23 protein-coding genes and 1 pseudogene are annotated in these 26,906 nt (G+C 57.4%); 12 read left to right on the plus strand and 12 right to left on the minus strand.

Translation table 11 applies throughout. The annotated features are described in order from the left end of the window. The first annotated feature begins 13 nt into the window (after nt 1-13). Nucleotides 14-631, plus strand: coding sequence for a Pr6Pr family membrane protein (locus tag QZ487_RS00405; RefSeq protein WP_296022857.1), 618 nt, complete (start codon nt 14-16; stop codon nt 629-631). Here QZ487_RS00405 and QZ487_RS11445 read toward each other — a convergent pair. The 3 genes from QZ487_RS11445 to QZ487_RS00420 form a co-directional block, all read right to left on the minus strand. Further along, on the minus strand, nt 615-977 hold the full coding sequence (locus QZ487_RS11445; protein WP_349665845.1) for a Smr/MutS family protein: 363 nt from the start codon (nt 975-977) through the stop codon (nt 615-617). The two genes, QZ487_RS00405 and QZ487_RS11445, sit on opposite strands and share 17 nt — an antisense overlap. A gap of 200 nt (nt 978-1,177) precedes the next feature. Further along, nucleotides 1,178-2,287 carry a murein transglycosylase A gene (locus QZ487_RS00415; protein WP_285975836.1) on the minus strand — a complete coding sequence of 370 codons (1,110 nt, stop codon included), beginning with the start codon at nt 2,285-2,287 and terminating at the stop codon, nt 1,178-1,180. A 67-nt stretch (nt 2,288-2,354) separates the two neighbouring features. After that, a complete protein-coding gene (locus tag QZ487_RS00420) occupies nt 2,355-3,020 on the minus strand; it encodes a Tim44/TimA family putative adaptor protein (RefSeq protein ID WP_285975837.1) in 666 nt (221 codons plus the stop codon). Between the two features lie 256 nt (nt 3,021-3,276). Between QZ487_RS00420 and secB the strand changes: the two genes are divergently transcribed. The 4 genes from secB (at nt 3,277) to QZ487_RS00440 (ending at nt 7,358) form a co-directional block, all read left to right on the plus strand. Then, nucleotides 3,277-3,822, plus strand: coding sequence for a protein-export chaperone SecB (secB, locus tag QZ487_RS00425; protein ID WP_285975838.1), 546 nt, complete (start codon nt 3,277-3,279; stop codon nt 3,820-3,822). A gap of 76 nt (nt 3,823-3,898) precedes the next feature. Continuing rightward, a complete protein-coding gene (murJ, locus tag QZ487_RS00430) occupies nt 3,899-5,476 on the plus strand; it encodes a murein biosynthesis integral membrane protein MurJ (protein WP_296022858.1) in 1,578 nt (525 codons plus the stop codon). A 21-nt stretch (nt 5,477-5,497) separates the two neighbouring features. Further along, the gene (gene trpS, locus QZ487_RS00435) at nt 5,498-6,517 is read left to right on the plus strand and encodes a tryptophan--tRNA ligase (protein ID WP_285975840.1); all 1,020 of its coding nucleotides are present in this window, start codon (nt 5,498-5,500) and stop codon (nt 6,515-6,517) included. Between the two features lie 148 nt (nt 6,518-6,665). Then, nucleotides 6,666-7,358, plus strand: a complete 693-nt coding sequence (locus tag QZ487_RS00440; protein ID WP_296022860.1) for a DUF4136 domain-containing protein — start codon at nt 6,666-6,668, stop codon at nt 7,356-7,358. A gap of 60 nt (nt 7,359-7,418) precedes the next feature. On the opposite strand, the gene dut is transcribed toward QZ487_RS00440, so the two are convergent. Together dut and QZ487_RS00450 are read right to left on the minus strand one after the other, a co-directional pair. Further along, the gene (gene dut, locus QZ487_RS00445) at nt 7,419-7,877 is read right to left on the minus strand and encodes a dUTP diphosphatase (protein WP_285977021.1); all 459 of its coding nucleotides are present in this window, start codon (nt 7,875-7,877) and stop codon (nt 7,419-7,421) included. Continuing rightward, the gene (locus QZ487_RS00450; protein ID WP_296022863.1) at nt 7,870-9,594 is read right to left on the minus strand and encodes a phosphopantothenate--cysteine ligase family flavoprotein; all 1,725 of its coding nucleotides are present in this window, start codon (nt 9,592-9,594) and stop codon (nt 7,870-7,872) included. The genes dut and QZ487_RS00450 overlap by 8 nt, the downstream gene beginning before the upstream one ends. 191 nt (nt 9,595-9,785) lie before the next feature. Between QZ487_RS00450 and QZ487_RS00455 the strand changes: the two genes are divergently transcribed. Further along, nucleotides 9,786-10,187, plus strand: a complete 402-nt coding sequence (locus QZ487_RS00455) for a DUF4345 family protein (RefSeq protein WP_296022865.1) — start codon at nt 9,786-9,788, stop codon at nt 10,185-10,187. Here QZ487_RS00455 and ubiB read toward each other — a convergent pair. Together ubiB and QZ487_RS00465 are read right to left on the minus strand one after the other, a co-directional pair. After that, nucleotides 10,184-11,743: a 2-polyprenylphenol 6-hydroxylase gene (gene ubiB, locus QZ487_RS00460; RefSeq protein WP_285975844.1), complete on the minus strand. Its 1,560-nt coding sequence runs from the start codon at nt 11,741-11,743 to the stop codon at nt 10,184-10,186. The two genes, QZ487_RS00455 and ubiB, sit on opposite strands and share 4 nt — an antisense overlap. A 2-nt stretch (nt 11,744-11,745) precedes the next feature. Continuing rightward, entirely contained in the window at nt 11,746-12,477 is a 732-nt protein-coding gene (locus QZ487_RS00465; RefSeq protein ID WP_285975845.1) for a class I SAM-dependent methyltransferase, read from the minus strand. Between the two features lie 104 nt (nt 12,478-12,581). Here QZ487_RS00465 and mutM point away from each other — a divergent pair, with 104 nt between their 5' ends. The 4 genes from mutM to QZ487_RS00485 all read left to right on the plus strand — a co-directional run bounded on the left by mutM (nt 12,582) and on the right by QZ487_RS00485 (nt 16,592). Further along, nucleotides 12,582-13,397, plus strand: coding sequence for a bifunctional DNA-formamidopyrimidine glycosylase/DNA-(apurinic or apyrimidinic site) lyase (gene mutM / locus QZ487_RS00470; RefSeq protein ID WP_296022866.1), 816 nt, complete (start codon nt 12,582-12,584; stop codon nt 13,395-13,397). Nucleotides 13,398-13,537: 140 nt separating this feature from the next. Then, on the plus strand, nt 13,538-13,798 hold the full coding sequence (gene rpsT, locus QZ487_RS00475; protein ID WP_285975847.1) for a 30S ribosomal protein S20: 261 nt from the start codon (nt 13,538-13,540) through the stop codon (nt 13,796-13,798). 435 nt (nt 13,799-14,233) lie between these two features. After that, nucleotides 14,234-15,697, plus strand: a complete 1,464-nt coding sequence (gene dnaA / locus QZ487_RS00480; RefSeq protein WP_285975848.1) for a chromosomal replication initiator protein DnaA — start codon at nt 14,234-14,236, stop codon at nt 15,695-15,697. Between the two features lie 97 nt (nt 15,698-15,794). Next, a complete protein-coding gene (locus tag QZ487_RS00485; protein WP_296022868.1) occupies nt 15,795-16,592 on the plus strand; it encodes a HesA/MoeB/ThiF family protein in 798 nt (265 codons plus the stop codon). A gap of 60 nt (nt 16,593-16,652) precedes the next feature. Here the strand turns inward: QZ487_RS00485 and QZ487_RS00490 are convergent, their stop codons facing one another. The 3 genes from QZ487_RS00490 to QZ487_RS00500 all read right to left on the minus strand — a co-directional run bounded on the left by QZ487_RS00490 (nt 16,653) and on the right by QZ487_RS00500 (nt 22,477). Beyond that, entirely contained in the window at nt 16,653-17,747 is a 1,095-nt protein-coding gene (locus QZ487_RS00490; protein WP_285975850.1) for a CoA transferase, read from the minus strand. A gap of 371 nt (nt 17,748-18,118) precedes the next feature. Then, nucleotides 18,119-19,036, minus strand: coding sequence for an MBL fold metallo-hydrolase (locus tag QZ487_RS00495; protein ID WP_285977022.1), 918 nt, complete (start codon nt 19,034-19,036; stop codon nt 18,119-18,121). Nucleotides 19,037-19,087: 51 nt separating this feature from the next. Beyond that, a complete protein-coding gene (locus tag QZ487_RS00500; RefSeq protein WP_296022870.1) occupies nt 19,088-22,477 on the minus strand; it encodes an autotransporter domain-containing protein in 3,390 nt (1,129 codons plus the stop codon). A 508-nt stretch (nt 22,478-22,985) separates the two neighbouring features. Between QZ487_RS00500 and QZ487_RS00505 the strand changes: the two genes are divergently transcribed. Both QZ487_RS00505 and QZ487_RS00510 read left to right on the plus strand, forming a co-directional pair. Further along, nucleotides 22,986-24,470, plus strand: coding sequence for an FG-GAP-like repeat-containing protein (locus QZ487_RS00505; protein ID WP_285975852.1), 1,485 nt, complete (start codon nt 22,986-22,988; stop codon nt 24,468-24,470). Nucleotides 24,471-24,543: 73 nt separating this feature from the next. Beyond that, nucleotides 24,544-24,981, plus strand: coding sequence for a hypothetical protein (locus tag QZ487_RS00510; protein ID WP_285975853.1), 438 nt, complete (start codon nt 24,544-24,546; stop codon nt 24,979-24,981). Between the two features lie 244 nt (nt 24,982-25,225). Here the strand turns inward: QZ487_RS00510 and QZ487_RS00515 are convergent. Both QZ487_RS00515 and QZ487_RS00520 read right to left on the minus strand, forming a co-directional pair. Next, nucleotides 25,226-25,933 (minus strand): annotated as a pseudogene (locus tag QZ487_RS00515) (IS6 family transposase). A gap of 67 nt (nt 25,934-26,000) precedes the next feature. After that, on the minus strand, nt 26,001-26,873 hold the full coding sequence (locus QZ487_RS00520; RefSeq protein ID WP_296022871.1) for a LysR family transcriptional regulator: 873 nt from the start codon (nt 26,871-26,873) through the stop codon (nt 26,001-26,003). Nucleotides 26,874-26,906 lie beyond the last annotated feature (33 nt).

The raw sequence follows: 26,906 nt of genomic DNA on the forward strand, positions 1-26,906 counted from the left end.
CTAAAGCGCACCAATGGACCAAAAGCTCTCTTCGATCTCGCGGATTTGTGCGGGCATCATCGGCATCGGCGCACTTGCCACCATCACGTTGCAAACCACCATCAACACCGAGCCGGGTACCTCCCCCTTGGAGAACTTTGCGCTGCTGTTCCGTTTCTTCACCATATGGAGCAATTTCGCGGGCGGCGTGGTGATGTTGTGGATTGCCGCAGGCAGGCCGATCAGTCAGCGTGTTACCTTAGCACTGGCAACTGCGCTCACGATCGTCGCGCTGGTGTATCACGTACTTCTCGCCGCAGACCATCATCCGGTTGAGCTTGATTGGTGGACCAACCTAAACTTTCACACGATCATTCCCGCTGCATTTATTCTTTGGTGGACGGTGTTTTCAGATCGCGCGCACCTGACCTGGCGATCATTGCCATGGGTGATGGTGTTCCCGATCCTCTATTCCGCTTTCGCTCTGATCTACGGCGCAAACACCGGATTCTACGCCTATTTCTTCCTCGACCTCCCATCGCTTGGATGGGGGCAGATGCTGATCAATATGACTGGCTTAAGCGCATTTTTTGTCTTGATGGGCGCAGTACTTCTGGGGCTGCGCAACATTATCCCTAACGCCCACGTCTGAGTACGAGATAGATTGCACCCGCTCCACCGTGGCGGATATGCGCTTTGCGGACCGCCGCAATGGCATCGCCATGCTCGCTCGCCGCGAGCCAATCGAGCAGCTTCGCCCTGATCGCGCCTCTGCGGTGCTGGCGATCAGCCGGATCAACCGGGCGCGCACGCCCCGCGATTAGAAGCACGACTCTCGCCCCCATTGCTCTTGCTTGCGCCATCCCGTCCATCAGCCGCGCATGCGCGCTGTCGAGATTGTGGCCATGTAGATCGAGAGTGAAATCTGGCGCAATCTCTCCAGCCTTCAGCTTGCGGTCCCAATGCCCATCGAGCCCGCCTTGATCGTGCGCTCGCACAGGACGGGAACTATTGCTAGCCGGTATTGCGGGGCGCCGCGAAGGAAGCGGTATAGGCTTTCGCTGCGCCACGGTTTGTGCCGCTTTGTGCGAAGTGCCTGGTTGAACTTGCGGCAATTTGCGCCCCTCCAGGGGTGTGACGCTGGACGCCAGTTTAGCCCATGCGGCCGCTTCCTCGGCACTTAGACCGCGCGGAATGCTCATTCTGCGTTCGCTAGATTTAGCCGTTCGGCCGAAGCTTTCGGCACCAGTACCAAGGCTTGGCCACGCCCGCTCATTCCACCAGCGATTTCGCCGGCGTCTTCGCCCGCGCCCCAAAATGTGTCGAACCGGTTGGCGCCCTTGATCGCGCCGCCTGTGTCCTGCGCGATCCACAGCCCGTCTGCCTCATTACGGTCCAGATCGAGCCAGACAGGCGCGCCAAGCGGCACAAACCGGGGATCAACCGCCACCGAGCTTTCGCGGCGCACCGGCACCTCCAACGCACCCAAAGGGCCCTCGCCGATCAATTCGCGAGAGAACACCCAGCTCTTGTTGAGCCGCATCAACGCGGCGCCATCTTCCAGATTTTCGCGCAGATATTGGACGATCCCTTGCATCGAAGGCGCATATTTCCCGGGTTCATCTCCGAAAAGCTCACGCTCGCGCATCACGCCACCGATGCTGACATATTCGCGCCCGTTCTGCCCCGCATAACCGATGCGGATAGTCTCTCCATCTGGCGCGATAATTTTACCGGAGCCCTGGATTTGCAGGAAAAACAGCTCGATAGGGTCGGACGCATAGGCGATTTCCAACCCTCGCCCTACCAATGCCCCCGCTTCGATTTCTGCCCGTTCGTAATAGGGTACAAATCTGCCATCGGCTGCGATTCTGCCAAGTGGCGGCTGCCCCTCGCGCTCGGATTCGGGCACCTCATCCGGCCAGGCACGAACCAAATCCGGAGGCATTGCGTAAACCGGTGTCTCGCACCCAGATTGGCGCACCCGGCATCCTGCGATTGCCGGTTCGAAATAGCCGGTGGCGAAGGCTGCACTATCACCGACACGGACTGGCGTGAGATATGAGTAGAAAAAGCCAAGCGGGTCTGTTGCGGACCATGCGGGCGCGGCATCGCAGGCATCTTGCCAGTCGGCGCGCTGTGTCAGCCCGCTCTGGTCATCACGCGCGAGAAGTTTAGGGCACGATTCGATAAAACTGGCGAGAGCTGCCGAGGCATCTTCCTGCGCAATTCGCAACTCCGCAAGGGCAGGGCCGATTGCCACGCCGAGTGCGGCAGCATTTTCGATTGGTGGCTGCGGTGCAGGCATTATCCGTGCACAGCTCGCCAGCGCGAGCACACACAATATCGCTGACGCGGATTGCCATCGGCGCGGCTCAGCCTTCGTCGGTCTCATCCAGCAACCAGTCCGGTCCGCTCGAGGAAATATTGCGCGAGAATGTCCAGACGTCACGGCTTTCGACGGCATCATCAAGCGAGCCAGAGATAACATTGCCGTCTTTGTCACGCGTGACAGCCGCGATATCCGCCACAAATAGTACTGCGACACGTGCCATGCTTCCATCAAGCGTTGCCGAATGGATCTTGTCCTCTTCGATCCGGATCAGCTTGTTGTCGAGCGTGTGACCAGCTGCTTCGCGCGCATCAATCGCAGCGGCGAACCCGGCGTACACGTCATCATCACACAGCTCTTTCAGTGTTGCGAGATCACCCTTCCAGAATGCGTCAAGCACCATCCGGTAAGCGCCTTTGGCACCTTCCAGAAACATGGTGATGTCAAAGCTTGGGTCAGCTGCGGAAATATCGCGTATGCCACGTTCAACCGCGGGAATCATGCCATTCAGACGTGGTTGAGGGCGAATCGGCGCAACCGGCTGAGATCCGGACTTGGGGGCAACCTGTGACGGGCGATCATCGTCATTCGCATCAAAGCGATGCGGCACTGATTCTTCCTCGTGTTCGGCGCGCTCGCCCAACACAGAATAGAGCCGCAGCCCCAAGAAGGCGGCAATCATGGCAAGAATGACAATTTCGACAATCACTTGATCTATCCAGTCTTTTGGCAAGCGAATAACTCGACCTTATACGCCCCTCACCCGTTAGATAGGGCTTTCCATTGAAATTCACAACGCTGGAAGCATGCAGAACGTTCCTTTTTGGCGCGGCATTGCATGCATGTATCGATAGTCAGGCCGGTTGCGGGCCAGCAATTGGAGTGCTAGGCGGCGCGCAAGGCCGCTGAAAGCGCGGCAAATACGACCCAATTCTTGAAAAATTTGACGCGAAAGAGCATTCAACATGGCCGACGAAGGCGACATCCTGACAGACCTCGACAACCCCAATCCAGCTGCTGGCGGTAATGGCGCAGACAACCTGCCGACCGCCGGGATCATCACGCAATATGTGAAGGATCTGTCTGTCGAGAACCCGAACGCACCTGCATCTTTCCAATGGACCGAAAAGCCGCAGATCGATCTGCAGTTCAACATTGGTGCCAACAAGGTCAGCGACGAAGTGACCGAAGTTGAGCTCAAAGTGAACGTCACAGCCAAGACATCACAGGGCAATTCGTACCTTGTCGAGCTGGTTTATTGCGGCCTGGTTGGCATTCGCAATGTGCCCGAGGAACAGGCACACGCTTTCATGTTTGCGGAAGCTCCGCGGCTGTTGTTCCCGTTTGCGCGCGCAGTGATTGCAGATGCGGTTCGCGAAGCCGGCTTCCAACCGTTGATGATGGATCCGATCGATTTCAACGGCCTCTATGTCCAGCAGCTGCAAGCCAAGCGTGCTCAGGAAGGGGCAGCGGGCGATGCAACTCCTGCCGCGCCTGAAGGCAACGCGTAAGCACGCGGCGCGCACTATTGCTTCTGGTCAGCCGCTTCGACAAAAGGGCGGCTGACGGGAAGGATGCTTTAGCGCAATGAGCTTGCTCAAAAATGTTGGGACGATCGGCGGGCTAACAGCGGTTAGCCGCGTGTTCGGCTTTGTGCGTGATATCCTGATCGCGCGCGTTCTGGGTGCGACAGCGATGGGCGACGCCTGGCAGCTGGCATTCATGCTGCCCAATATCTTCCGGCGATTGTTTGCAGAAGGCGCATTCGCGAGCGCTTTCGTGCCGCTGTTCAACCGCCGCATGAAAGATGACGAGGACATCAGCGAGGCCCGGGCCTTTGCGGAGAGCGTGCTCGCTGTGCTTCTGCCGATCCTGATCGTTTTCGGCGCAATTGCGCTGATCGTGATGCCGTGGGTTGTCGAATACTTCGTCACTGATGGGCTAACCGAACAGGAAGGCAATCTCGAGATCGCTGTCCTGATGGCGCGCGTCACATTCCCGTATCTGTTGCTCATGAGCATTGCGACTTTGATCGCGGCTATCCTGAATTCCTTGTCCCGTTTTGCGGCCGCTGCCGCTGCGCCGATCTTGCTCAATATCTGCCTGATAGCCGCCCTGACCTATGGCCTGACATTGGGCGAAGGCCTGGAGGCACGCCGCGAAACCGCGCAATGGATGGCAATCGCGGTCTCGCTTTCCGGTCTGTTGCAAGTTGTCTGGCTGTGGGCATTCATGTGCCGCGCCGGCTTCAGGCTGTCTTTGGTTGCGCCGAGGCTGACATCCGGCGTGAAGGAGCTAGGCATTCTGGCGCTGCCCGCGATCTTTGGGGCAGGCGTATATCAGATCAGCCGCGTAATCGATCTGTTCTTCCTCTCCAGCCTGCCGGTCGGCAGCTACACCCATCTGCAAATGGCGGACCGCTGGAACCAGTTGCCGCTTGGCATTATCGGCATAGCACTGGGCACAGCCATCTTGCCCGCGCTTTCCCGCTTTCTGGGTCGCGAGCAGGATGAGGATGCTGCGCGGTTACAGTCCAATGCGATCGAGCTATCCATGCTACTGACGCTTCCTTGCGCAGTTGCCCTGTTCTTTAACGGCACTGCCTTTGTACGCGTATTCATGGCTGGTCAGGCGTTTACTCAGGAAGACGCCGGTATCACCGGCATGGTTGTATCCGGACTTGTGATCGGTCTTCCCGCCTATGTGCTGGTCAAAGTGCTCACGCCAAATTTCTTTGCCCGCAAGGATACCCGCACCCCGGTTTTCACCGCTGCGATCAGCCTGGCTGTCACCGCGGCGTTGAATTACTACTTTATCTTCGTGATCGGCCTCGGCGTGGTCGGACTGGCGATAGCTGGAGCTGTGGGCGCATGGACCAACATTGCGCTACTGGCCGGAATTTTGCACGTTCGCGGTTTCTACCGTATGCCGCGCCGGATCTTTGGCCGCATTCTGCGCATTGCCATCGCGGCCGGAGCAATGGGCGCGGCGCTGCGGTGGCTGATGACGCAGATCGAGCCATGGTTTGTCGGCACTTTCAGCCAGCAAGCAACTGGACTTGTCGCAATTATTGGCACAGGCATGTTCACCTATGCGATTGCAGCGATCATGCTCGGCGTACTCGACAAGGCAACCCTCCAGCGCCTAATGCGCCGCCAAACCTAATTACACGATAGAGAATCTCAAATGCGCGTCGTTTCCGGCATTCAACCCACAGGCAAGCCTCACCTAGGCAATTACCTTGGCGCCATCCGCAATTATGTGAAGTTTCAGGATGACGCGCTTGCAGCTGGCGGCGAATGCCTGATCTTTATTGCTGATCTTCATGCTCTGTCGATGCCGCATAACCCTGCAGAGCTGCATGCATCGACTCTGGAACTAGTGGCAACACTGGTCGCTTGCGGCGTAGATCCTGACAAGGCGATCCTGTTCAATCAAGCACAGGTACCCGCACACGCAGAGCTGCAATGGCTGCTCAACGGCACTGCTCGCATGGGCTGGCTAAACCGCATGACGCAATTCAAGGATAAATCGGGCAAGAACCGCGAAGGCGCATCGATTGCGCTGTTTACTTACCCCGTTCTGCAGGCGGCTGACGTACTACTATACCAAGCGACGCATGTACCGGTGGGCGAAGACCAAAAGCAGCATCTGGAGTTGGCGCGCGACATCGCACAAAAGTTCAACAATGATTTCGCTTCGGAAGACGCGCCCGTGTTTACTCTGCCAGATCCGATCATTCCGCCCGAAGCCGCGCGGATCATGAGCCTGCGCGATGGCGGGGCAAAAATGAGCAAGTCTGACCCGTCTGAGATGAGCCGGATCAATCTGGCCGACGATGCTGACGAGATCATGAAGAAGATCAAGAAAGCGAAGACCGATCCCGAGCCCTTGCCAAGTGAGGCCAAAGGGCTGGAAGAACGCGCCGAGGCATCGAATCTCGTCGGTATCTACGGGGCACTGGCGGGCAAGAGCACGGATGGCGTGTTGGCAGAATTCGGCGGGCAGGGTTTTGGCGTATTCAAGCCAGCTCTGGGCGAATTGTTGGTCGAAACGCTCCGTCCAATTTCGGCGCGATTTGTTGAACTGAAGGACGATCGTGAAGCCTTGGATGCGATTCTCGCACGGGGTGCGGCCCGCGCTCGCGCACTGGGAGCGCCAACATTGGATGCAACCTACAAAGCTCTGGGCCTAGTAAGGGGCTGATTCTCAGGCTTAGTTAAAGCTGGCGATCGTTAAATCCTCGTTCAGCCCGTCTCCTTTACAAAACACGCTATCGATGACAGCCTGCTTTTTTAGCGACCGTGCCGGCTCCCGCGTGTTTTGGGCGCATGAATAATTTGGAGTTGCAACCATGACCGCATTCAAATCAGTTCGCTCGCGGACTTTCAAACTCGCTGCTATACCCTTGCTGCTGGCAGGCCTCGCGGCGTGTGCATCGCCGGGCTTCAAGGCCGATGTGTCGCGCTTCCAGTCCAAATTGCCAGCACCCCAGGGTGAAACCTTCGCCGTTGTGGCCGACGATCCGGCGCTGGCGGGCGGACTTGAATTCGCGCTCTATGCCGACCTCGTCGAGGCACAGATGGAGCGTCTTGGCTATGCGCAAGCCGAACCAGACAACGCCAGCTTGCTGGTGCGGTTCGACTACGGCGTCGATAATGGCCGCGAAAAAGTGCGGACTACCGACACTGGGTTCCCCGATCCGTTTTGGGACCCGTGGTATCGGGGTTATTATGGTTCGCGCTACTATCGCAGTCGATTCCGCGGCGCGTGGGGTTATGGCTTTTACGATCCATGGTTCGGTGGACCGGAAGTACGCAGCTACACCGTTTACACCAGCGGTATCGACATGAAGATTGACCGGGCTGAAACTGACGAGCGTCTGTTCGAAGGCAAGGCGCAGGCCGTTTCTACATCGAACCGCTTGCAGCATCTGGTGCCCAATCTGATTGAGGCAATGTTCACTAACTTCCCCGGAAATTCAGGCGAAACCTTGCGCATCACGATCAAGCCGGAAGAAACCAAGGTTCGTCAGGTCAATAACTAGATTACCCTTGCACGGAGTTTGATTGGGGCGGTGCCGAAAGGCGCCGCCCTTTTAATTTCACTAGAGTTTGGCAGCGCCGCCGGTTGAGCCAAAGCCGCCCGCACCCCGCGCCGTATCGTCAAGCTCGGCAACTTCATCCCACCCGGCTTGAGTCACCGGTGCAAGAACCAGCTGCGCAATCCGGTCACCACGCTCGATCGGAAACGGCTCAGTGCCGTGATTGATCATGATAACTTTCAGCTCGCCGCGATAATCGCTGTCGATCGTGCCCGGAGTATTGGGAACGGTTATCCCGTGTTTGAGCGCCAACCCTGACCGTGGACGGACCTGAATTTCAAACCCTTGCGGGATGGCCAGCGCAAGGCCTGTCGCGACAGCATGCCGTGCACCGGGCTGCAATGTTACAGTCTCTGCCGAAACTACATCCATACCCGCCGCGCCTTCGGTGGCGTAGCGCGGCAAGTCCAAGCCATTGCCATGCGGCAAACGTTTCACCTGGACGTTGACGGGATCAGGCATCTTCTTTTTCACCCTGTAGCGTTTCGGCCATTTTCTCGACCAGAGCCATCGCAATGTCCATCTTGGGCATTTCTTCCAGCGTATCGACGCCGTCTTCGCTGATGATCTGGACGCGGTTCATGTCACCACCCATCACATCGCCTGAAACGTCGTTAGCGACAATCCAGTCAGCAGCCTTGCGCTTGCGCTTGCGCTTCGCATTGTCGAGAACATCTTCGGTCTCGGCAGCAAAGCCAACCACCAGTTTCGGCCGGTTTTCGCCTGCCGCGACATTGGTCAGAATATCTGGGTTCTCTTCGAGGACGAGAGCTGGCGGTGCAGAGCCGCGCTTCTTCATCTTCTCACCGCGATATTCTTTGGGACGCCAGTCTGCGACAGCGGCCACCATAACAGCGATGTCCGCGGGCAGCGCATTCTTTACGGCATCTGACATCTGGACTGCGCTTTCGACATCCACACGATCAACACCGTCAGGCGTTCGTAGAGAGACCGGGCCGGCAACCAACGTTACCTTCGCGCCCAGCGCCGCTGCGGCAGCCGCGATGGCAAAGCCTTGTTTGCCCGAAGAACGGTTCGCGATGTAGCGCACCGGATCGATCGCCTCCCAAGTCGGGCCGGCCGTGATCAGCATATGCTTGCCCTTGAGCGGCTGATGCCCCTTCTTGACCTTGAAGGCACCGCCGCCGAGCGCATCTTCTTCAGCCACTTCGATATCTGCCGGCATGGCCGGTACGCCGTCAAACTCGTCGCCATCGATGGATTCGGGTTCGGCATCGCCGGCACCGGTCTTGACGGTATGATTGATTGCAGCCGGATCGGTTGGCGGGGCGGAGCTGGCCGCACCCTTTGACGCTAGCAATGGTCCAGCGTCAGCGACGGGATCAGCCGGAACCTCTTGCTCAGCTTCACATTCGCCGACGGCTTCCTCTTCGGCAGAAGCGGCAGCAGCAGCTTCCTGCTCTTCCAGATATTCAACTTCGATCTGGTCGGCGGTGCGTTTTGCGGTGGAGCGCGGGATAATCGACGCCAGCAGTCCGCCCAATCCGCCGCCTCTCGGGGCAACTTCAGGCTCGATTGCTTCGACCTCGGCTTCCGCCTCTTCCTCGAGAATCTCTTCTTCAACCGCAGCTTCGAGAGCCACTGGTTCGGCTTTCTCTGGCACTTCGACTTCAATACCGAAGTGGCCGGCGATCTCGCTCCAGATAACTTCCGGCTCGGGCAAACGGCCATAGCCAAATTCGCCGCAAGCCATTGCACCTTCATCCGGGTGCAGCACTTTGACGCCCGCCTGCTGCAACCATTGCAGATTGCGCTGGGTCGCTTCGTGTTCCCACATGCGGACATTCATCGCAGGTGCGATCATCACCGGCTTGTCAGTCGCAAGGATCAGCGTTGTCGCCAGATCATCCGCGATCCCTGCGGCCATTTTCGCCATCAGATCGGCCGTCGCGGGGCAAACCACAACCAGATCAGCTTCGCGGCTGAGCTGGATATGCCCCATCTCGGCTTCGTTCTTGAGGTCCCAAAGCGTGGTGTGGACTTCGTTCTCGCTCAATGCAGCCAGCGCCATAGGCGTCACGAATTGCTGTCCGCCTTGCGTCAAAACGCAAGTGACATCGCCCCCGCCCTTGCGGATCAGACGAACAAGCTCGCATGACTTGTAGGCAGCGATACCGCCGCCCACCACGAGCAAAATCTTCGGTCCAGTGCCGCTCAAGAGTTCCCCCTGATTGCAGTCAGCAGCGAAAGACGCATAGTGACCAAAAGCTCCCTGTTTCGCATAAGCCGTTTCGAGCCTAGCCGCGCAGCAAAGCCCAGCCAACCCTTGCAGCAGAGTGATTAAGTTTTGCCTAGCGCTTTCCTAACAACCAGCTAACTAAAGCCAAACAGTTTCTGGGGAGAGACGACATGGCGTTGGTTTTACGGGCTTTGCTGTTTGTTGGTGGATTGTTCTTCGTGCTGATGGGGATCGGATTTCTGCTCGACCCGGTTGGCTCAGGCGCGGATTTCGGAATTGCGCCAAAAGGCGTGCTGGGATTCGCTTCCGTTCGTGCGGATATGACCGCGTTCTTCGTTGTGGCTGGCGGGTGCCTGATCTGGGGCGCATGGGCCCGCAAAGGCGATCCATTGCTGGTATCGGCTGCTCTTATGGGCATCGCCATCTTCGGGCGGCTCTACACTTTGACAGTCGATGGCCCGCATGATGGCTGGTTTCTGCCCATCATCGTTGAATCGGTAACTGTGATCCTGGCCCTGTTGGGTAGCCGGATGCTGCCGCACACCGCTCTGGTACCTGACGAGGACGCTTAAGCAATCCAGCCAAGCATCGTCGCGCCGTAAAAAACGCCTGCTCCGGCGGCAGCTGCGGCGACATAGCCCAGCCAGCCGCGCCGCTTGGGCGCAGTCGGCCCGACGATCAGCTCGATTTCCGGGAGCGGGGGCGCTTCTGGCGCACCGCCCTTGGCGGGGAATTTCTCATCCACCCGGCGCAGCAAATCAGGCAGCTTGAGCAAGGTCGAGAAATTCTCTTTCACGGCGTCGGCCAGGGCCGCTTCCGGCCCTAGCTCATCGCGCACCCAATTGCGTACATAAGGCGCTGAAGTGTCCCACATGTTGATTTCGGGATTGAGCTGAGTCGCAATCCCCTCAACCATCACCATGGTCTTTTGCAGCAGCAGCAGATGCGGCTGGGTCTGCATGTCAAAGTCGCGGGTGATCGCAAACAAGCCATCGAGCATTTGCCCGACGCTCAGTTCCTTCACTGGCTTGCCGCGCATCGGCTCACCCACCGCGCGCAGCGCGGTCGCGAATTCGTCAACCGAGTGATAGCTCGGCACATATTGCGCTTCGAAATGGATTTCCGCCACGCGGCGATAATTGCCCGTGGTCAGCCCGTACAGGATCTCCGCCAGCCACATCCGCGCACGCCGATCGATCCTTCCCATGATGCCAAAGTCAATCGCGGCAATCGTGCCGTCATCTTCGACGAACAGATTGCCCTGATGCATGTCTGCATGGAAATAGCCGCCGCTGATCGCCTGGGTAAGGAACGCCAGAACCAGCCGGTTCGCCAGCTCGTCCATGTCATGGCCCTTGGCCTTCAGTTCCTCGACTTTGCTGATCTTTGTGCCGTCGATCCATTCGACTGTCATCACCCGGCCATTGGTGCGATCCCAGTCGATTTCCGGGACACGGTAGCCCGCAAAGCCTTTCATATTCTCCGCAAGCTCGGAAGCGGACGCAGCTTCACGCCGCAGATCAAGCTCGCGATTGGTCCAGCGTTTGAAATTGGCGATGGTAAGCTGCGGACGCAGCCGGCGGGCTTCGTCGCTGCCCAACGCTTCCAAATGCGCTGCGGCCCATTCATAGGTCTCTATATCCCGCGCGAACTGTTCGCGAATGCCGGGGCGCAACACCTTCAATGCAACCTTGCGGCCGTCGCTTGTCACTGCGCGGTGAACCTGCGCGATGGACGCGGCACCGACGGGCTTGGGGTCGATTTCCTGAAACAGCTCGCTCAGCGGCTTTTCAAAAGTTGCCGCGATCGACGCTTCAATCTCGCTGAAAACTACCGGCGGCAAATCGTCCTGCAATCCGAGTAGATTGTGTGCGGCTTCTTCGCCCACCAGATCGGGCCGTGTCGCCAGTGTTTGCCCCAGCTTGATCGCCGCAGGCCCGATAGCCTTGAACGCGGTTGCATAGTCAGGCGTCGCAGGCTGGAATGTGCCAAGACGCGCAAGCCGAACCAATCGCTTGACCTGCACGGGCGCGTTCGGATCGGATTCGATCCCGCGCAAAGCGCCATGCTTTGCCAGCTTGCGCCCCCACTTGAGTATGCGCCAGATGTGGGTTGAGGGTCTTGTCACCCTTACACTTTCCAGCCCGAATGGTTGTTCACAGCGCCCCCGAGTATTTTTTCGACCCGCGTGTTGCGGAAACCTGCATCCTTGATCATCGCTTCGAACTCATGCGCGAGCGGGAAACGGCGAATTGACTCGGCCAGATAGCGATAGCTGTCTTCATCATTCGCAATCGCTTTGCCCAGCTTGGGCATAATCTGGTGCGAATACAAATCATAGATCTCTTTGAAGCCCGGCCAATCAGTCGTGCCGAATTCCATGCAGTAAAAACGGCCGCCGGGCCGCAGCACGCGGTGCGCCTCAGCCAGAGCCTTATCTATGTGAGTCACATTCCGGATACCGAAAACGATTGTGTAAGCATCGAACTGGCCCGATGGATAGCTGAGCGTCTCTGCATTCTGGCACGACCATGACAGGCCATCGATTCCGCGTTCCATCGCGCGTTCGATACCAACGTCGAGCATGTCCTGATTGATATCAGCCACCACAACCTCGGCACCGCGTGCCGCCATGCGAAAGGCGATGTCGCCAGTGCCGCCGGCCATGTCCAAAATGGCTTCGCCCGGCTGCGGTTTTACCCGGCGAACGAACCTGTCTTTCCAGACCCGGTGCATGCCGCCCGACATGGCATCATTCATTATGTCATATTTACGCGCGACATTGGAAAAGACCGCGCCAACACGCTGCGTCTTCTCTTGCGGATCGACATCTTCGTAGCCGAAAGAAACCTTATCAGTCATAGCGGGGCGCCTTAGGATGAATTGCGAGCATGGCAAAGGGTGTTATGGGGCATTTCTGATTTGAGAGCCTGATCTCTTTAGGCACATAGGTTACACAAACAAACATGCCTGAACTTCCAGAAGTAGAGACAACGGTTCGCGGGCTTGCCCGGTTCCTAGATGGTGCAAGGATTGATCGCCTGGTACTCAATCGGCCAAACTTGCGTCGACCATTTCCGGACTCGCTGGTTCAGGTCATGACGGGCGCAACCGTAACCGGCCTGTCACGCCGAGCGAAATATGGCCTGATCCATACAGACCGTGACCAGACGATGGTATTCCATCTTGGCATGAGTGGCCGGTGGCGGATTGATCCGGCAGAGCCCGACAAGCATGACCACCTGATCATGGAATCAGGCGGCCATCATTTCGCACTGTGCGATCCGCGCCGTTTTGGTTCGGTTGATCTGATCGCGACCAATGCGCTGAGCGAATGGGCGCCGTTTGCCGCCCTGGGGCCAGAACCGCTGGGCGAGGATCTTGATCCTGCATACCTCAAGAACGCACTCAAGGACCGCAAGCAAGCCATCAAGCTTTGCCTGCTAGATCAACGGATCGTTGCGGGGCTCGGCAATATATATGTGTGCGAAGCGCTGTGGCGCGCTGGCATCCATCCGCGCAAAGCTGGTGGCAAAGTGACCAGGCCCCAGCTTGACCGGCTTGTACCGCATATCAAGGAAGTGCTCACGCAATCGATCCGGGATGGCGGCTCAACCCTTCGCGATTATGCCGCGCCTGACGGAGAGCTGGGCTATTTTGCGACCCGCTTTGATGTTTATGGACGCGATGGCGACCCTTGCCGCCGCCAGGATGGCGGCATCATCCGCCGCTTTGCTCAAGGCGGACGCAGCACATGGTTCTGCGCCAAGTGCCAAAAGTAAGCTATCACTCCCCCAGAATAGGTTGACGATTCGCAAGGGCAGGACTATGTGCGCGCCTTTCCGGCAGTGAATCGCCGTTTTCGAACACTATAGATAATTCAGATCCGATCACGTTGGGTGATCGAGAAGCAAGGACAAACATGGCCAATTCGCCACAAGCAAAGAAGCGCATTCGTCGCAATAACCGCCGCGCCGACGTAAACACTGCGCGCGTCAGCCGTATCCGTGGTTTCGTCAAGAAGGTCGAAACAGCATGTGAAGCAGGCGACAAGGCAGCGGCAGCCGAAGCTTTGAAAGCTGCTCAGCCGGAAATGGCGCGCGGCGTTGCTCGCGGCGTGATGCACAAGAACACGGTTGCTCGCAAGATGTCGCGCCTCTCGAAGCGAGTCGCTGCACTCTGATCCGGCGTCGAGGCGTCAATCGGCGCTTCGAATTTGCTTGAGACATTCACAAGGGCCGGCCCGAAACGGGTTCGGCCCTTTTGTTTTGCGCGGCATTTGACAATTCCGAGACCGCTAACCCTAGGAGTTTCCACGATTCGCATCGCTCAAATCTCGAAAATCTCATTATATCAATAACATCAACGCAAGCCTGCGGGTTAGAGCTGAGTCAACCGAAATATTTCGTTTTTTTTACGAAAACGTCCTTGCGCTTAAGCGCTAGGGCTTCATAAAACATAGCTGTCTGAGGCGGGACATCTCGGACATTTACATTTTTGGGCACATGGGCAAGGCGCAGAGGAAGTGACTCTGCCCAATTGCGAAGCTTGTCCAAGTTTGGGGCATGAATGCAACCTCGGATCGCTTCCGGGGGTTAAAAGGGTATTAGGTTGGGGAATGGCGCAAAATAATAACAATGGCAGTTCAACAAAGCGCAAGATCGATGAAGACTTGATGGAAGATGCGGAAGCGGTGAATTTGGCTGCAGACTGGGCTGACATCAGCCAAGGTCTGCGCAAGGATTTGGGCCACCAACTGCACAGTCAATGGATCAAACCGATCCAGCTGGGCAGTGTATGCAAGGAGTCGGGCACACTCGATCTTTTCCTCCCGACCGAATTCAGCGCCAACTGGGTCAACGATCGTTTTCATGAACGTTTGCAGCTGGCCTGGAAGATTGTGCGCAGCGAAGTTCGCAAGGTACGCATCTCTGTCCACCCGGGCCGTCGCCAACTGCCCGGGCTTATGCTCAACAATGGCCGTCGTCTCGCAAATGATGCAGACACCAGTGCCATCGCAGTTGCAGCCGGCACCATTGGCGAGGCTGGCTTTACCAGTTCCGTAGGCCTTGACCCATCACTGACCTTTGCCGCCTTTGTGACCGGCGAAACCAACATTCTGGGCAAGAATGCCGCAGAGCGCATGGCCGCAACCGAACAGCCACAATTTTCGCCGCTTTATCTCAAGGGTGCGACCGGCCAGGGCAAAACACACCTGCTGCACGCAATCGGCCACGCCTATCTTCAGGCGCATCCGCGTGCGCGCATTTTTTACTGCAGCGCAGAACGATTCATGGTCGAATTCGTGCAAGCACTCAAAGCCAACCAGATGATCGAATTCAAGGCGCGCCTGCGCAGTTTTGATCTTCTGTTGGTGGACGACATTCAGTTCATCATCGGTAAGGCCAGCGCTCAGGAAGAGCTGCTCTACACGATCGATGCACTACTTGCCGAGGGCAAGCGTTTGGTGTTCGCCGCTGACCGCGCTCCGCAGGCGCTAGACGGGGTTGAGCCGCGTCTCTTGAGCCGCCTGTCGATGGGTTTGGTAGCAGATATCCAGCCCGCCGATATCGAACTGCGTCGCAAGATCCTCGTCTCCAAACTGTCGCGTTTCGCGCCGCTGAACGTGCCGGATGATGTGGTCGATTTTCTCGCTCGCACGATTACGCGCAATGTGCGCGAGCTGGTGGGCGGCCTCAACAAGTTGATCGCTTATGCGCAGCTGACGGGACAGGAAGTCTCGCTCAATCTGGCGGAAGAACAGCTGACCGATATCCTGTCGGCCAATCGCCGCCGGATCACGATCGATGAAATCCAGCGCACGGTTTGTCAGTTCTATCGGATCGACCGCAGCGAGATGTCATCCAAGCGACGCGCGCGTGCCGTGGTTCGCCCGCGTCAGGTGGCGATGTATCTTTCGAAAGTTCTCACGCCGCGCAGCTATCCTGAAATCGGCCGCAAGTTTGGCGGTCGCGATCACTCGACGGTTATCCACGCGGTGCGCCTGATCGAAGATCTGCGCAAGCGCGATGCGGATATGGACGGCGACGTACGCAGCCTTTTGCGCCAGCTAGAGAGTTAATTCGCACACAATTTCAACATAAAATGCCCAGACTGATCGACAGCTCTATGCACAGGGCAGTCGACAGGCTGTGCACAGGCTGTAAACAGCTTGTCCCATGACTTCTGCACCGCTTTCTCCTCAGCGTTTGGACCGCTTCGCGCGGCATATCGTGTTGCCGGAAATCGGCGGCGCTGGGCAGGTCGCACTGACGCAGAAACATGTTGTGATTGTTGGCCTTGGCGGCATTGGCTCCCCTGCCCTGCAATATCTGGCTGCAGCTGGTATCGGGCACTTCACCCTGATCGACGATGACGTGGTCGATACCAGCAATCTGCAGCGCCAGACGATCTTCACCAGCCGCGATGTCGGCCATGGCAAAGCCACCAGCGCGCGCCGCTGGCTCGCCAACTTTGACGAGACCTTGCAGGTAGAGATCAGCGACACCCGGATTGGTTCGGACAACGCTGGAGCTCTGATTGGCAGCGCCGATCTGGTGTTGGACGGGACTGACAATTTCGCCACGCGGCTTGCTGTGTCCGACGCGTGCGTTTCAACGACGGTTCTGCTCCTCAGCGCAGCAGTGGGTCGCTTTCAGGGTCAAGTCGGTGCCTTTGCGGGCCACTTGCCTGGCCAGCCCTGCTATCGCTGTTTCGTAGGTGACGCATTCGACGCTGAAGACTGCGACACCTGCGCTGAAGACGGTATGCTGGGCGCAATGGCCGGTTGGGCCGGAACTTTCGGCGCGATGCAGGGTGTGCGCGCGCTGCTCCAAGGGGTCAGCGCCTTTGGCGATCCGCAATTCGGCAAACTGCACATTCTGGACGGGATGAAGCCCGGCATGCGCACTCTGACTATCGCTAAGGATTCAGCATGCAAGGGATGCGGCGCAATAACGGCTGACCCATCACAGTAAATGCCCGCATGGGTTCAACCCGGAAGGCTCGATCGGAAGCGTAGCGCGAAATAGCTCGCTTCAGCTCTCGCCCAATCCCGGGACCTTTCCCGGTATCCAGTCCTCGCCTGCGAATCGGACGGAAGGCGCAACGTGATGTCCACCGCCTGCTGCTTGGATCCAGAGCGCCCGTTCAGCGATATGCGGCTCGTCCAGAGCTTCGCGGAAATCCAGTACCGGTGCGAACGCTACATCCTTGTCTGCGAACCAGGCAACCCATTCGTCCCGGGTCTTAGTAGCGAATGTTTCGCGCAAAAAGGCGATCAGTTCATCTTGTTCGCCGGCCGGTGCTTCTGCCACCGGCAACAAATCTTCCCGATCAAGCGCAGTCAAAAGATTGCGCGCAAATTTGATCTCTCTACCTCCCAGCACGACATGCATGCCATCACTAGTCTTGTAGACCTGATAGAAACCCGCACCACCAAGCGAACGCTGTCGCCGGCTGACAGGGCTCGTACCGCCTGCAATAGCGCTCCCAGCTGTGTGAACGCACCACGGCAGCAAGCTATCGAACATAGCGCAATCAATATAGGCGCCCTCGCCGGTCCGATCACGTCCTAGCAGCGCCATCAGCACAGCCGACAATGCGGTGAGACCAGCCGCGAGATCAGCGCTGGCTGCGCCAGGAACCACCGGTGTGCCATCAGGACCGTCATTGACAGCCAGAAAACCTGCACGCGCCTGAACTGCCATGTCATGAGCGGGGTGATGCGCCAACGGACCCTGCTGCCCAAACGCCGAAATCGAACAATAGACGATGTCAGGCTTTAGCGCTTTGACGCTCTCATAATCAAAGCCCAGCCGATGCATTACCCCTGGTCGAAAACCTTCAACAAATACGTCAGCGCTTCTGATAAGCTCGCGCAGAGCGGATTGACCAGCCTGACCCTTCAAATCGAGAGCCACGCTTCTCTTTCCTCGGTTGAGGTTTGCGAACCAGACCGATTGCTCCGTATCGTCATAAGTATCGAATGGCTCCTGCAAACGCGCAGGATCCCCGCACGGCGGCTCGACCTTGATAACGTCCGCACCTTGATCCGCCATCATGACCGTCATCATCGGTCCTGGCAGGAACTGCGTCAGATCGATAACTGTAATGCCGGAAAGCTTACCCATAGCGGCATGTCCTTGTTTTCTTTGCCAGCCGTTAGAGCACAGCCAATTCTCGTCATACGGCTATTAGCCGGATTCTTTACAGAAAAGTATCGCAATACGCCTGCGAATCTACAAGTTCCAGACAGGGACTCGTCCTAATGCTGCCAAGTTCTGGGCCAAAAACAAGCACAAGGTTTGTCGACTTACTGTTAGCGAAACCCACCTGCCAATCGCAGGTTAGGGCATAGGCAAGAGTCTGAGGGATCAGCATGATGGTGACGATCACGGCCGCCATCAGATCGTTAGTCAAAACTGAACGATTATCGGTCCGCGCCCATTCTAGGATCGGGAGATAACGGGCTAGCATACTTTCAGTCTTCGCTTACTGCGCGTTAGACAGCGTTGACTGGGATCTTGATGTAACTGACACCGTTGTCCTCGGGCTCAGGGAGGCGCCCACCCCGCATATTCACCTGGACAGAGGGGATAATGAGGTTAGGCATCGCGAGGGTCGCGTCTCGGATCGTCCGCATTGCGACAAACTCGTCTTCGCTGACACCGTCTTTTACATGGACGTTTTCCCGGCGCTGCTGACCAACGGTCGTTTCCCATGCAAATTCGTCACGCCCCGGAGCCTTATAGTCGTGACAAAGAAACAGCCGGGTTTCGTCAGGCAATGACAGCAACCGTCGAATAGACTGGAATAGTTGACGGGCATCCCCACCCGGAAAATCCGCCCTCGCCGTGCCGAAGTCTGGCATAAAAATGGTGTCGCCAACAAAAGCGGCATCGCCAATTATAAAAGCCATGTCGGCGGGCGTGTGACCGGGAACATGAAGCGCAATTCCCTCTATCTTCCCTATGCAGAACGTATCGCCACCGCTGAACAGTTGGTCAAACTGTGAGCCGTCGCGCTCGAAGTCCGTACCAGCATTGAACAGCTTGCCGAACACTTCCTGGACGCGGACGATTTCTGCACCGATCGCTAGCTTACCCCCCAGCTTCTCCTGCAAATAGGGCGCGGCCGAGATATGATCGGCATGCACATGCGTCTCGATCAGCCACGTCACTTTAAGACTATTCGAATTCACGTATTCGATTATGCGATCTGCCGAGGCACAAGACGTCCGACCAGCTGCGGCTTCATAGTCGAGGACCGAATCGATGATGGCGGCCTCCAGCGTATCCGGGTCGTGGACTACATAACTTACAGTAAATGTTCCCTCATCGAAGAAGCCCGCGATCGAAGGGCGAAGCGTCTTCTCAGATCGCGCGTGGTTAATCTGAGCAGCTGCTGCCTGAAGGGTCACATCTGCGCTAGACACGTTTTACTCCTTTATTTTCGTAAAGCATCCGGAAGATCAGAACCGGTAGGTGGCTGAAGCGCGGAAAACGCGGGCCTCGGCACTGTCGCGGCCTATGCTGGTTTCGAAGCCAAGGCCCATCTGGAAGGGGCCGTTACCGACATTGGCCGACATGCCCATTTCTACCCAAGTGTGATCCGCAGTGTCGAGCACGAAATTGGCGTTGGGACCAATGCCCGACGCGAAGTTTGCCGCCAGCAGTTGCGGGCCGTCCTGAAATTCCCACACCAGTTGGGTTTTGGCGTTGATCTGCACCATTTTCGAATGCTTTGAATAGTCGAAGCCGAAGCGCGCCTGAGCGCTGGTGAAGCTGTCACGCTCGATTGCCAGAGCGGTGATGCCGCCGTCCTCTCGCACTTCGCCCAGATCGACGCTGGCATAGCGCCCTTCGATGCCCGGAGAGATCGTGCCGATCCCGGTTTCGAGATCATGGGACAAGCCTAACATTCCAGAGACCAGCAGATCGTCGGTGGACGAGGTCAGGGTCTGCGAGGTGCCGAGTAACTGCACCGTGCGAGTGGTGTCGAAGCCCATGCTGCCCATGCTGAACTGCCCGTCGACCACCGGACCATCGGTGAACTTGTGGCGCACATAGAGCGAGAAGGCGTAGGTTTCGCTGTCGACCTGCTGGCCAAGGGGGGTGTCGGCATCTAGCGAATTGAAGTAGCCGGCGAGACCAAGCATGGTTTCTTCACGCGGGTAGAATTCGACTCCACCCGACACGAACAGGCCTTCGATTTGGGTTTCCTGCGCGAAGCCGGGGAGCGAATCGACATCGCCGCGCACGAAACCGCCGGACAGGAAGATCGCGACATCTTCGGGCAGCGTAGCATCGCTCATCTCCGTCTCTTCGGCACCGCTTTGAAACGCCATCGCGTCCATGCCGATCGGCTGACCGAAGGAAGAAAGCCCGGCCTGCACCACGTTGAGCGGCGTGCCGGTGACCGCAATCTTGCCGCCGGCCCTGCTGCGATCTGCCTCGCGCATGCGCGCATCATTGAAGTTCTGCAGCAGGTTGAGGGTCTGCCCCGCGATCGAGCGAACCGCCTGTTCGTTCACCGGTGCAAGCGAGGTAAAGGTGCTGCGGATGGTCTCCACGCTGGCAAAGTCGAGCCCGTAGAGGCCCGCCAGGACGCTGTTAGGCCGGTTCTGGTCGAACAACTGGGCATAGGCCTCCTGCACCGGATCATTCAGATCGATGACCGAAGCGTAGCTTGCGGCTTCAATTTCCATCAGTACGGCGTTTTCCTGATAGATGAACGACTGGCTGAGTATTGCCGACAGGCTGGTTTCGGTGAAAGCACCCGTCACTCCGCCATCGGCGGTGAGGATGGTGTACTGCAGGCCATTGCCGTTGACCTGCTGGGTTAGCCCGGTAGTACCTAGGCCGACGACCCCACCGGTATTGGCGATGCCGGTCACCGCGATGAGGTCCGACGCGCCGCTGCCGGTGATATCGGCAAGGAAAGTGCTGCCCGATGACATCACTACATTACCGTCGATCGTCAACGTCCCGGTGGTTCCCATCGTGCCAGGCGAGAAAATGCCGGTTATGCTGGTCAGGAACGGCGCGGTCACCGTTCCCGTGCCGCCGAGCATGCCCGCTAACAACGTGTAGTCGCCGACCGAGGTCAGCGCGCCATTGACCGTGGTAATCCCGCCGAACTGGTTGATGTCGATCAGCGAAGTAAGATCGCCATCGGCGCCAATCGTCAGGCCCGCATTGCCGCGGATCGTCAGTTTGTCGATCGTCACCGAGCTGGAAAGCGTGGTAGTCCCGTTCTGATCGAGGGTCACGTCGAAATAGCGTGGCAGGACATTAACGTCCGGATCCGCGCTTACGACCGGATCGATATTGTTCGGCACGAAGCCGGTCGCACCTGGCAGGCCGTTGGAAAGCGTCGGCGCGGGCAGGGTGGCGACGCCGTTCTGCGCCTGCTCCTGCGAGGTTTCGAGCAACGCCGATGAGGAACTGCCCGCAGCGCTTAGGATCGAAAGATCGAAGCTAGCCGGCGTAGCAATATTCTCGCCCCCATCGAGCATTTTCAGGTCAAGCTCGGCCGGGTTGTTATGCAAATCCGCCTTAAGAGCGCCTTCTCCTCCGGTGCTGACAGTCGGAGGGGCAAAGGTGCTTTCGGCAATTCCGGTGGCGACGTCGGTGCAAAAGTCGCCCGGGCTTTCGAACTCGACGCAAACCGCGCCGAAATCGAATTCGGTGCCATTCAAGCCCAGTTCCGGCGTGGTTGGCAGCCCATTCACTATCTGGCCATCGGCGTTGATCACACGGTACATCGGGTCGAGGAGCGTTTCCCAGTGGTCCGGGTCTTCCCAGTTGCCGTCACCGGCTCTCGCGCCGACATAGCGGTAGGGGTTGGTTTCGACGATATACTGCCAGTAGAGCGATAACGGCTGGTAGAAGCTAGTGGTGCCGATCGAGCTGAACGGCACGTTGAAAACGCGCGATCCGCCCGATAGGACGCCGATGATCAGATCTTCATTGGTGATCGCGTTATTTGCCGCGTCAAGTATCAGCGGGCCACCCGAATCCCCGCCGGCAGTAGTGCCCTCATTGGGCAGCGCATCGTCGCGTAAAATGTTGATGTCTTGGACGACATCGCGTTCCTGGGAATCGAAGTCGAGCTGATAAAGGTTCTGGGGGAAAAACGGTGCCGCCGGGCCAAACAGCACCGCGTCACGATCGTCGAGCGACATGAAACCACCGAGCATGTTTTCGGCTGCACGGCGGCGGAAATCGATCCCCTCGACCGCGCCCTCAATGGCATTGCCGGTGCCGCCATAGCCGGCGATGTTAACGTGATAGCCGGTGCCGGTGACCGCATCGATGGCTTCCGGAGCGGGCAGGGTGCTGAACAGGATCGCCCATATCGGAATGCCCGCTGTCGGAGTGTCGAGGCTGGCCAACGCGATATCGGCCTCAATGAAGCCCCGTGCCCCTAGGTTCTGCAGCGAGCGCTCATCGTAGAAGATGCGGTTGATGTTGAAGACCTTGAGCAACGGATTACTCTGGCTGGCGCCGAACCAGTTAAGGAGACCTGGGAAGGCATCGACGTTGAAACCGACCGCGGCACGGACGTTCTCGCCGTCGTAATCGGTATCAGGAATACCATTAACACAGTGCGCGGCAAACAGCACGGTGCGCGGGTTGATCAGCGTGCCGGTGCAGATGCCGACGCTTCCGGTCCCGACGCGGTTAGTGACGATCATGCCGACACCGTCAAACACACCTTCGTCATCGACGATCTCTTCGGAATCGGTCCTTTCGCCGGGGACGACGGCATGGGCCGGGGTAGCTGCTGCGGCAAGTGCCAGCGCCATAATGGCCGACCCAGTAAGCAGGCTGCGACGGCAGTTCAGGGAAATCTTCATCGCAACCCTTTGCTCCGCTTTGATCGCAAGGATGCGATCGGATGACGTTCCATATAATATCTATAGCATACCGCTCCGAGCAGGCAGGGCAATTAATAAAAGCCTCAATCTATCCGATGCTTGCTTACCTTGGTGCTGTCAGTCTAACTTTAATCCGTCTCCACTAGGCAGAGCTTGTCCTTCGCGCTTATTGGTTCATGCAAGGCGGTTCAGCTGCTCGACCAAAGCAGCTGAGCGTCGGGTCTTGTGGGCTCCTCTCTCGAAGAGATGACGTTCGGCGTCGAAGTGATTATCGAAATTAGCGTTAACATCGGCACAATCCGGAGATCGATTGCCATAATATGACCAGCTTTGTCGCCAAGGATCAGCTGAGAACCAGTTCCTCATACCCATTGGCGGAGGCAGCACTATCAATTGCGATAGATGGAGGTCGGGTATAAGCTGAAAGCCGGCCCTTCGTATCAGATCCGAGGGCCATTAGAATGGAGGCCATGGCAAAGGACATTAGATGACAGCTCTCCAGACGGCATATCCAGCGATCCTACTAATGTCCGCCATCCTCGCCGGTTGCGGCGGAGGCTCTGGGACGTCGAGCAATTCTGGCAACCCAACGTCATCACCAACCCCCTCGCCCACTCCTTCGCCTTTCGTTGAACTAAGGTTCGATTATGAGGCCCACCGCTTTGCCACAAGCGATAGGGTCCCAGAGTACACTTACGCAGGCGTCACCTACCCCGCAGCTGTCGCAGACATCTTCCCGCAAGGAAGTCTGTCAGCCGACTTTCAAAAGGATGGCTACCCAGAGTTAGTCATTCCCCTCAACAAAGCATATGGAACTCCGGCTTACGCAGCGCTGCCTTATGTTCTCCTGTCAAACTCCAACGGACGCCTGAGCTATAGCGCGCCGCTCAACGCTCAATTGCCTTCTGTTTTCGGAGCACGCAGATCGGCAATCCTATCGGTCGCCGGACAACCTTCAGCTTTCTTCGTCGCCCACAATGTTTCAGGCGTTTACAACGAGCCGGAAGCTCACGGAACAGCCGTGCTGTTGGGGCAGAGAGATAACGTGATTGGCCGCATCTCAACTGCCATCCCGCGTATCACGACTAATCCAGACCGCCCTGATGACGCCACAGATGCCCACTCAATGGCGACAGGCGACATCAATGGGGATGGCCTAGACGATATCGCGATCGGAAACTGGAACCCTTTTGGTGGTTTTGCTCCGCTGTTCCTTATCCAGCAGGAGGGTGGGAATTTCAGGGTCTCGAGCGACACATTTCTGGAACGCCTACTTCAACTCCCGATGGTGAATTCTGGGTCGACCGGCAATGAGGGATTTAACCTCCTGCTCGATCTCCACTTGGCGGACGTTAACGCAGACGGCTTTTCTGACCTTATCGCTGGTTTTGGGCATGGATCAGCCTACAGCCTGCTGTTCATGAACAACAATGGCACATTCGATTTTGCCCAGCAGGTTCGCTTGCCACCCACCGTCTACGGGGTGGATGCGAACATGCATTTGGAAACGAGAAGCGTTGATCTGGACAACGATGGCGACCTTGATTTGGTGCTCCTCCACTCAAGGATCTCACCCTACTACGCGGGGACCTACCTACAGGTATTGAGGAATGATGCGGGGCAATTCGCCGATGTGACGCCTAGCGCTATGGTCCAAGAGGATAGATATGTCCGCGCTAACCGCCTCGAATGGACATCTGACCTCTTCCTTCGCGATATCGATCGAGACGGTAAGGTCGATATCATTCACGGGCTGTACGATGGGCAACTTGCTGTATTCTTCAACCAAGGTTCGATGAAGTTTGGTAAGCTGACCGCGTCGCTACCAAACAACGAGAACGGTCGCCTCCTTGCGGTGGATGATTTTGATAAGGACGGTGGTTACGAGCTCGCCTATTATCAATACGGAGGTTCGGCATCGGAAAAGGCATATTTCGTCAATGTCTATAATGTCGCCTTTTCAAAGCCATGACATCACTTAGAACGCTGCGATATGGCTCTCATGGTTGTCAATCAAAGCAACCAGCAGTCAGGCAAATTGACCTTTGATCCTTCCTTTTATTCTAGCAGCGCAAGTGGCGATCGTACCAGCAGGTGAGGAGTTCATTTGTACGCCCATCCGGGTTTGGGATGGTGACGGCCCGATATGGTGCGAGGAAGGCCCTCGTATACGGCTTGCCGGCATCGCAGCGCGCGAGATGGATGGTACATGCCGTACGAACCAACCTTGCCCTGATGCAGGCGCAATAGAAGCCCGTGACGCCCTTGTGGCCCTCGTCGGCCAATCTATCGGTCGCAGCCCTGAGGGTCACGTTCTCGTGAAAGGTCCCGCCATGCGCTGCAGATCAGATGGTGATGGCGTTGGAAGTCGCACGGCAGCGTGGTGCATTTCTCCGCGGGGTGGAGACCTCTCCTGCTCCATGGTTGCAGGCGGATGGGCGTTGCGTTGGGAGCGGTTCTGGAAAGATCACCGCTGCGACTAGGGGGGTGCGTGGTGTAAAGACACCGGCCTCAATTTTGCGGTACCATCCGCTTTGTGTAGCGGTTTGGGTATTATAAATTCTAGATCAATGGTGCTGCCTTACTCCACATATACATTGATTATTTCGTCCCTATTCAAATCGTATATGCAGTGGGCTTCTGATCGAACCATTGAACCAAAGGGTGCTGTCGGTCGGACGCTAACCGTTCTCCACCTGGCAAAGAGGCCCCTACCCCGTTGGCGCTTCAGGCCATGAGGTTTTGCCACTCAGCCAAGGCGGCTGAGCGGGCGGCTTTGTAAGTCTGGCGATCTACGAGATGGCGTTCGGAGTTGAAGTGGTTGTGGACATTGGCGTGGACTGAGGCGAACTTCTGTAATGACTTCATTTGTCGAAATCTGAGCATCACGCGCTCCCTTCGTCGGAACGGCAGATGTGAATTCTCACTTCAGTTGTTCATCCAACGCCCTATTTCACGACGCTCTTCAACGCCCAGGTCCTTCATCGCCGCAGGGTAGGATTTCAGCCCATCTGTGACGATAGTCGCTGGGCTACCGTGCCGTTTCAGCGCCTTCTTGAAGAACTGCAAAGCTGCAGATTTGTCCCGCTTTTTGGTGACGTAGCTCTCCAGGACCTCGCCCTCGTGATCGAAAGCGCGCCACAGGTAATGGCGCTCGCCGTTGATCTTCACGAACACCTCATCAAAGTGCCAGCGCCAGTGACGGAAACCACGCATCCGGCTCACTCGTTGCCTTCGGATGTCAGCTGCGAACAACGGCCCAAAGCGGTTCCACCAAAGCCGCACGGTTTCGTGACAGATGTCGATACCGCGTTCGAACAGCAGGTCTTCCACGTTCCGCAAGCTCAACGGGAAGCGGACGTACATCGTCACGACCAGGCGGATGACCTCAGGTGATGAGTTGAAGTAGCGGAAGGGGTTGTCGAACTTGCTCATCCAGAACGGCTAACATCGTCCCGCCCGCTCAGCCAGTTTGCTTTGACAATGCCGGATCAACGCAGCGCTACAAGCACTCCACGAAATGCTCAACCGTCTGCTCGCGACTGGCGTCGTAAAGGACCGCTGCACCGATGGTGAAACGGAAGCCGCCAGGATGGGGCTGGCCTTCAATCGTGCCCTCAGCGATCGCATTGCGCGCTGCGGTTTCGGGAAGGGTAGTGAGAATGTCGGATTGCTTGGCAAGTTCGATGCACGCAGCCTGGCTCAGCAATCGGTAGTGCGGGGCGCCGTGATCAAGCAGTAGTTGACGGAGATCTTCGGGCAATGAGCGTTCGAAGAGCTGGTCGAAGCCGGCGATTGCCCACTGGTATCGCAGGACGTCCCCTAGGTCGGCGCGGTACTGGCCTACCGGGTGGCCCTTGCGGTAGATCATCCAATAGGGCTCATCGATGACTTCAGTCACACGCATGCGCTGCTTGTGCGGTAGGCCGGAAAGGCTTGCCTGATGGTAGATCAGCAGGTGGATGCGGCGCTGAATTAGCTCTTCGGCTGCGAGATGCGGCGGCATGGTCGACACATTGATACGGGTCTTAGGAAAGGTGCGCGCGAACTTGATGATCGCTGGGTGGATCATGCCCTCAATCACGCCTGGCCCGCTCACGATATTGAGTTCATGCCCTCCCGATGTGGTCGTTTCGCGAACATTGGCAGCAAAAGCCAGCAACTCCAACGCTTGGGGATACAGCTTCTTACCTGCTTCGGTTGCGACGACAGTGCGCGTCGTACGATGGAACAACTGCGTGGCCCAGTCCGCCTCAAGCGTCTTAATACTTTTTGTTATGGCCGAATGGGTCAGTCCCAGCTCTTCGGCTGCCGCTGAGAAACTGAGGTGGCGGTAGACAGCCTCGAAGTGGCGCATGAAGCGAAGATCGTACATATGTTCTTAATTGTATCAAATATTGTAAAACTA

Source organism: uncultured Altererythrobacter sp., assembly GCF_913057185.1.
Lineage (GTDB): Bacteria > Pseudomonadota > Alphaproteobacteria > Sphingomonadales > Sphingomonadaceae > Erythrobacter > Erythrobacter rubellus.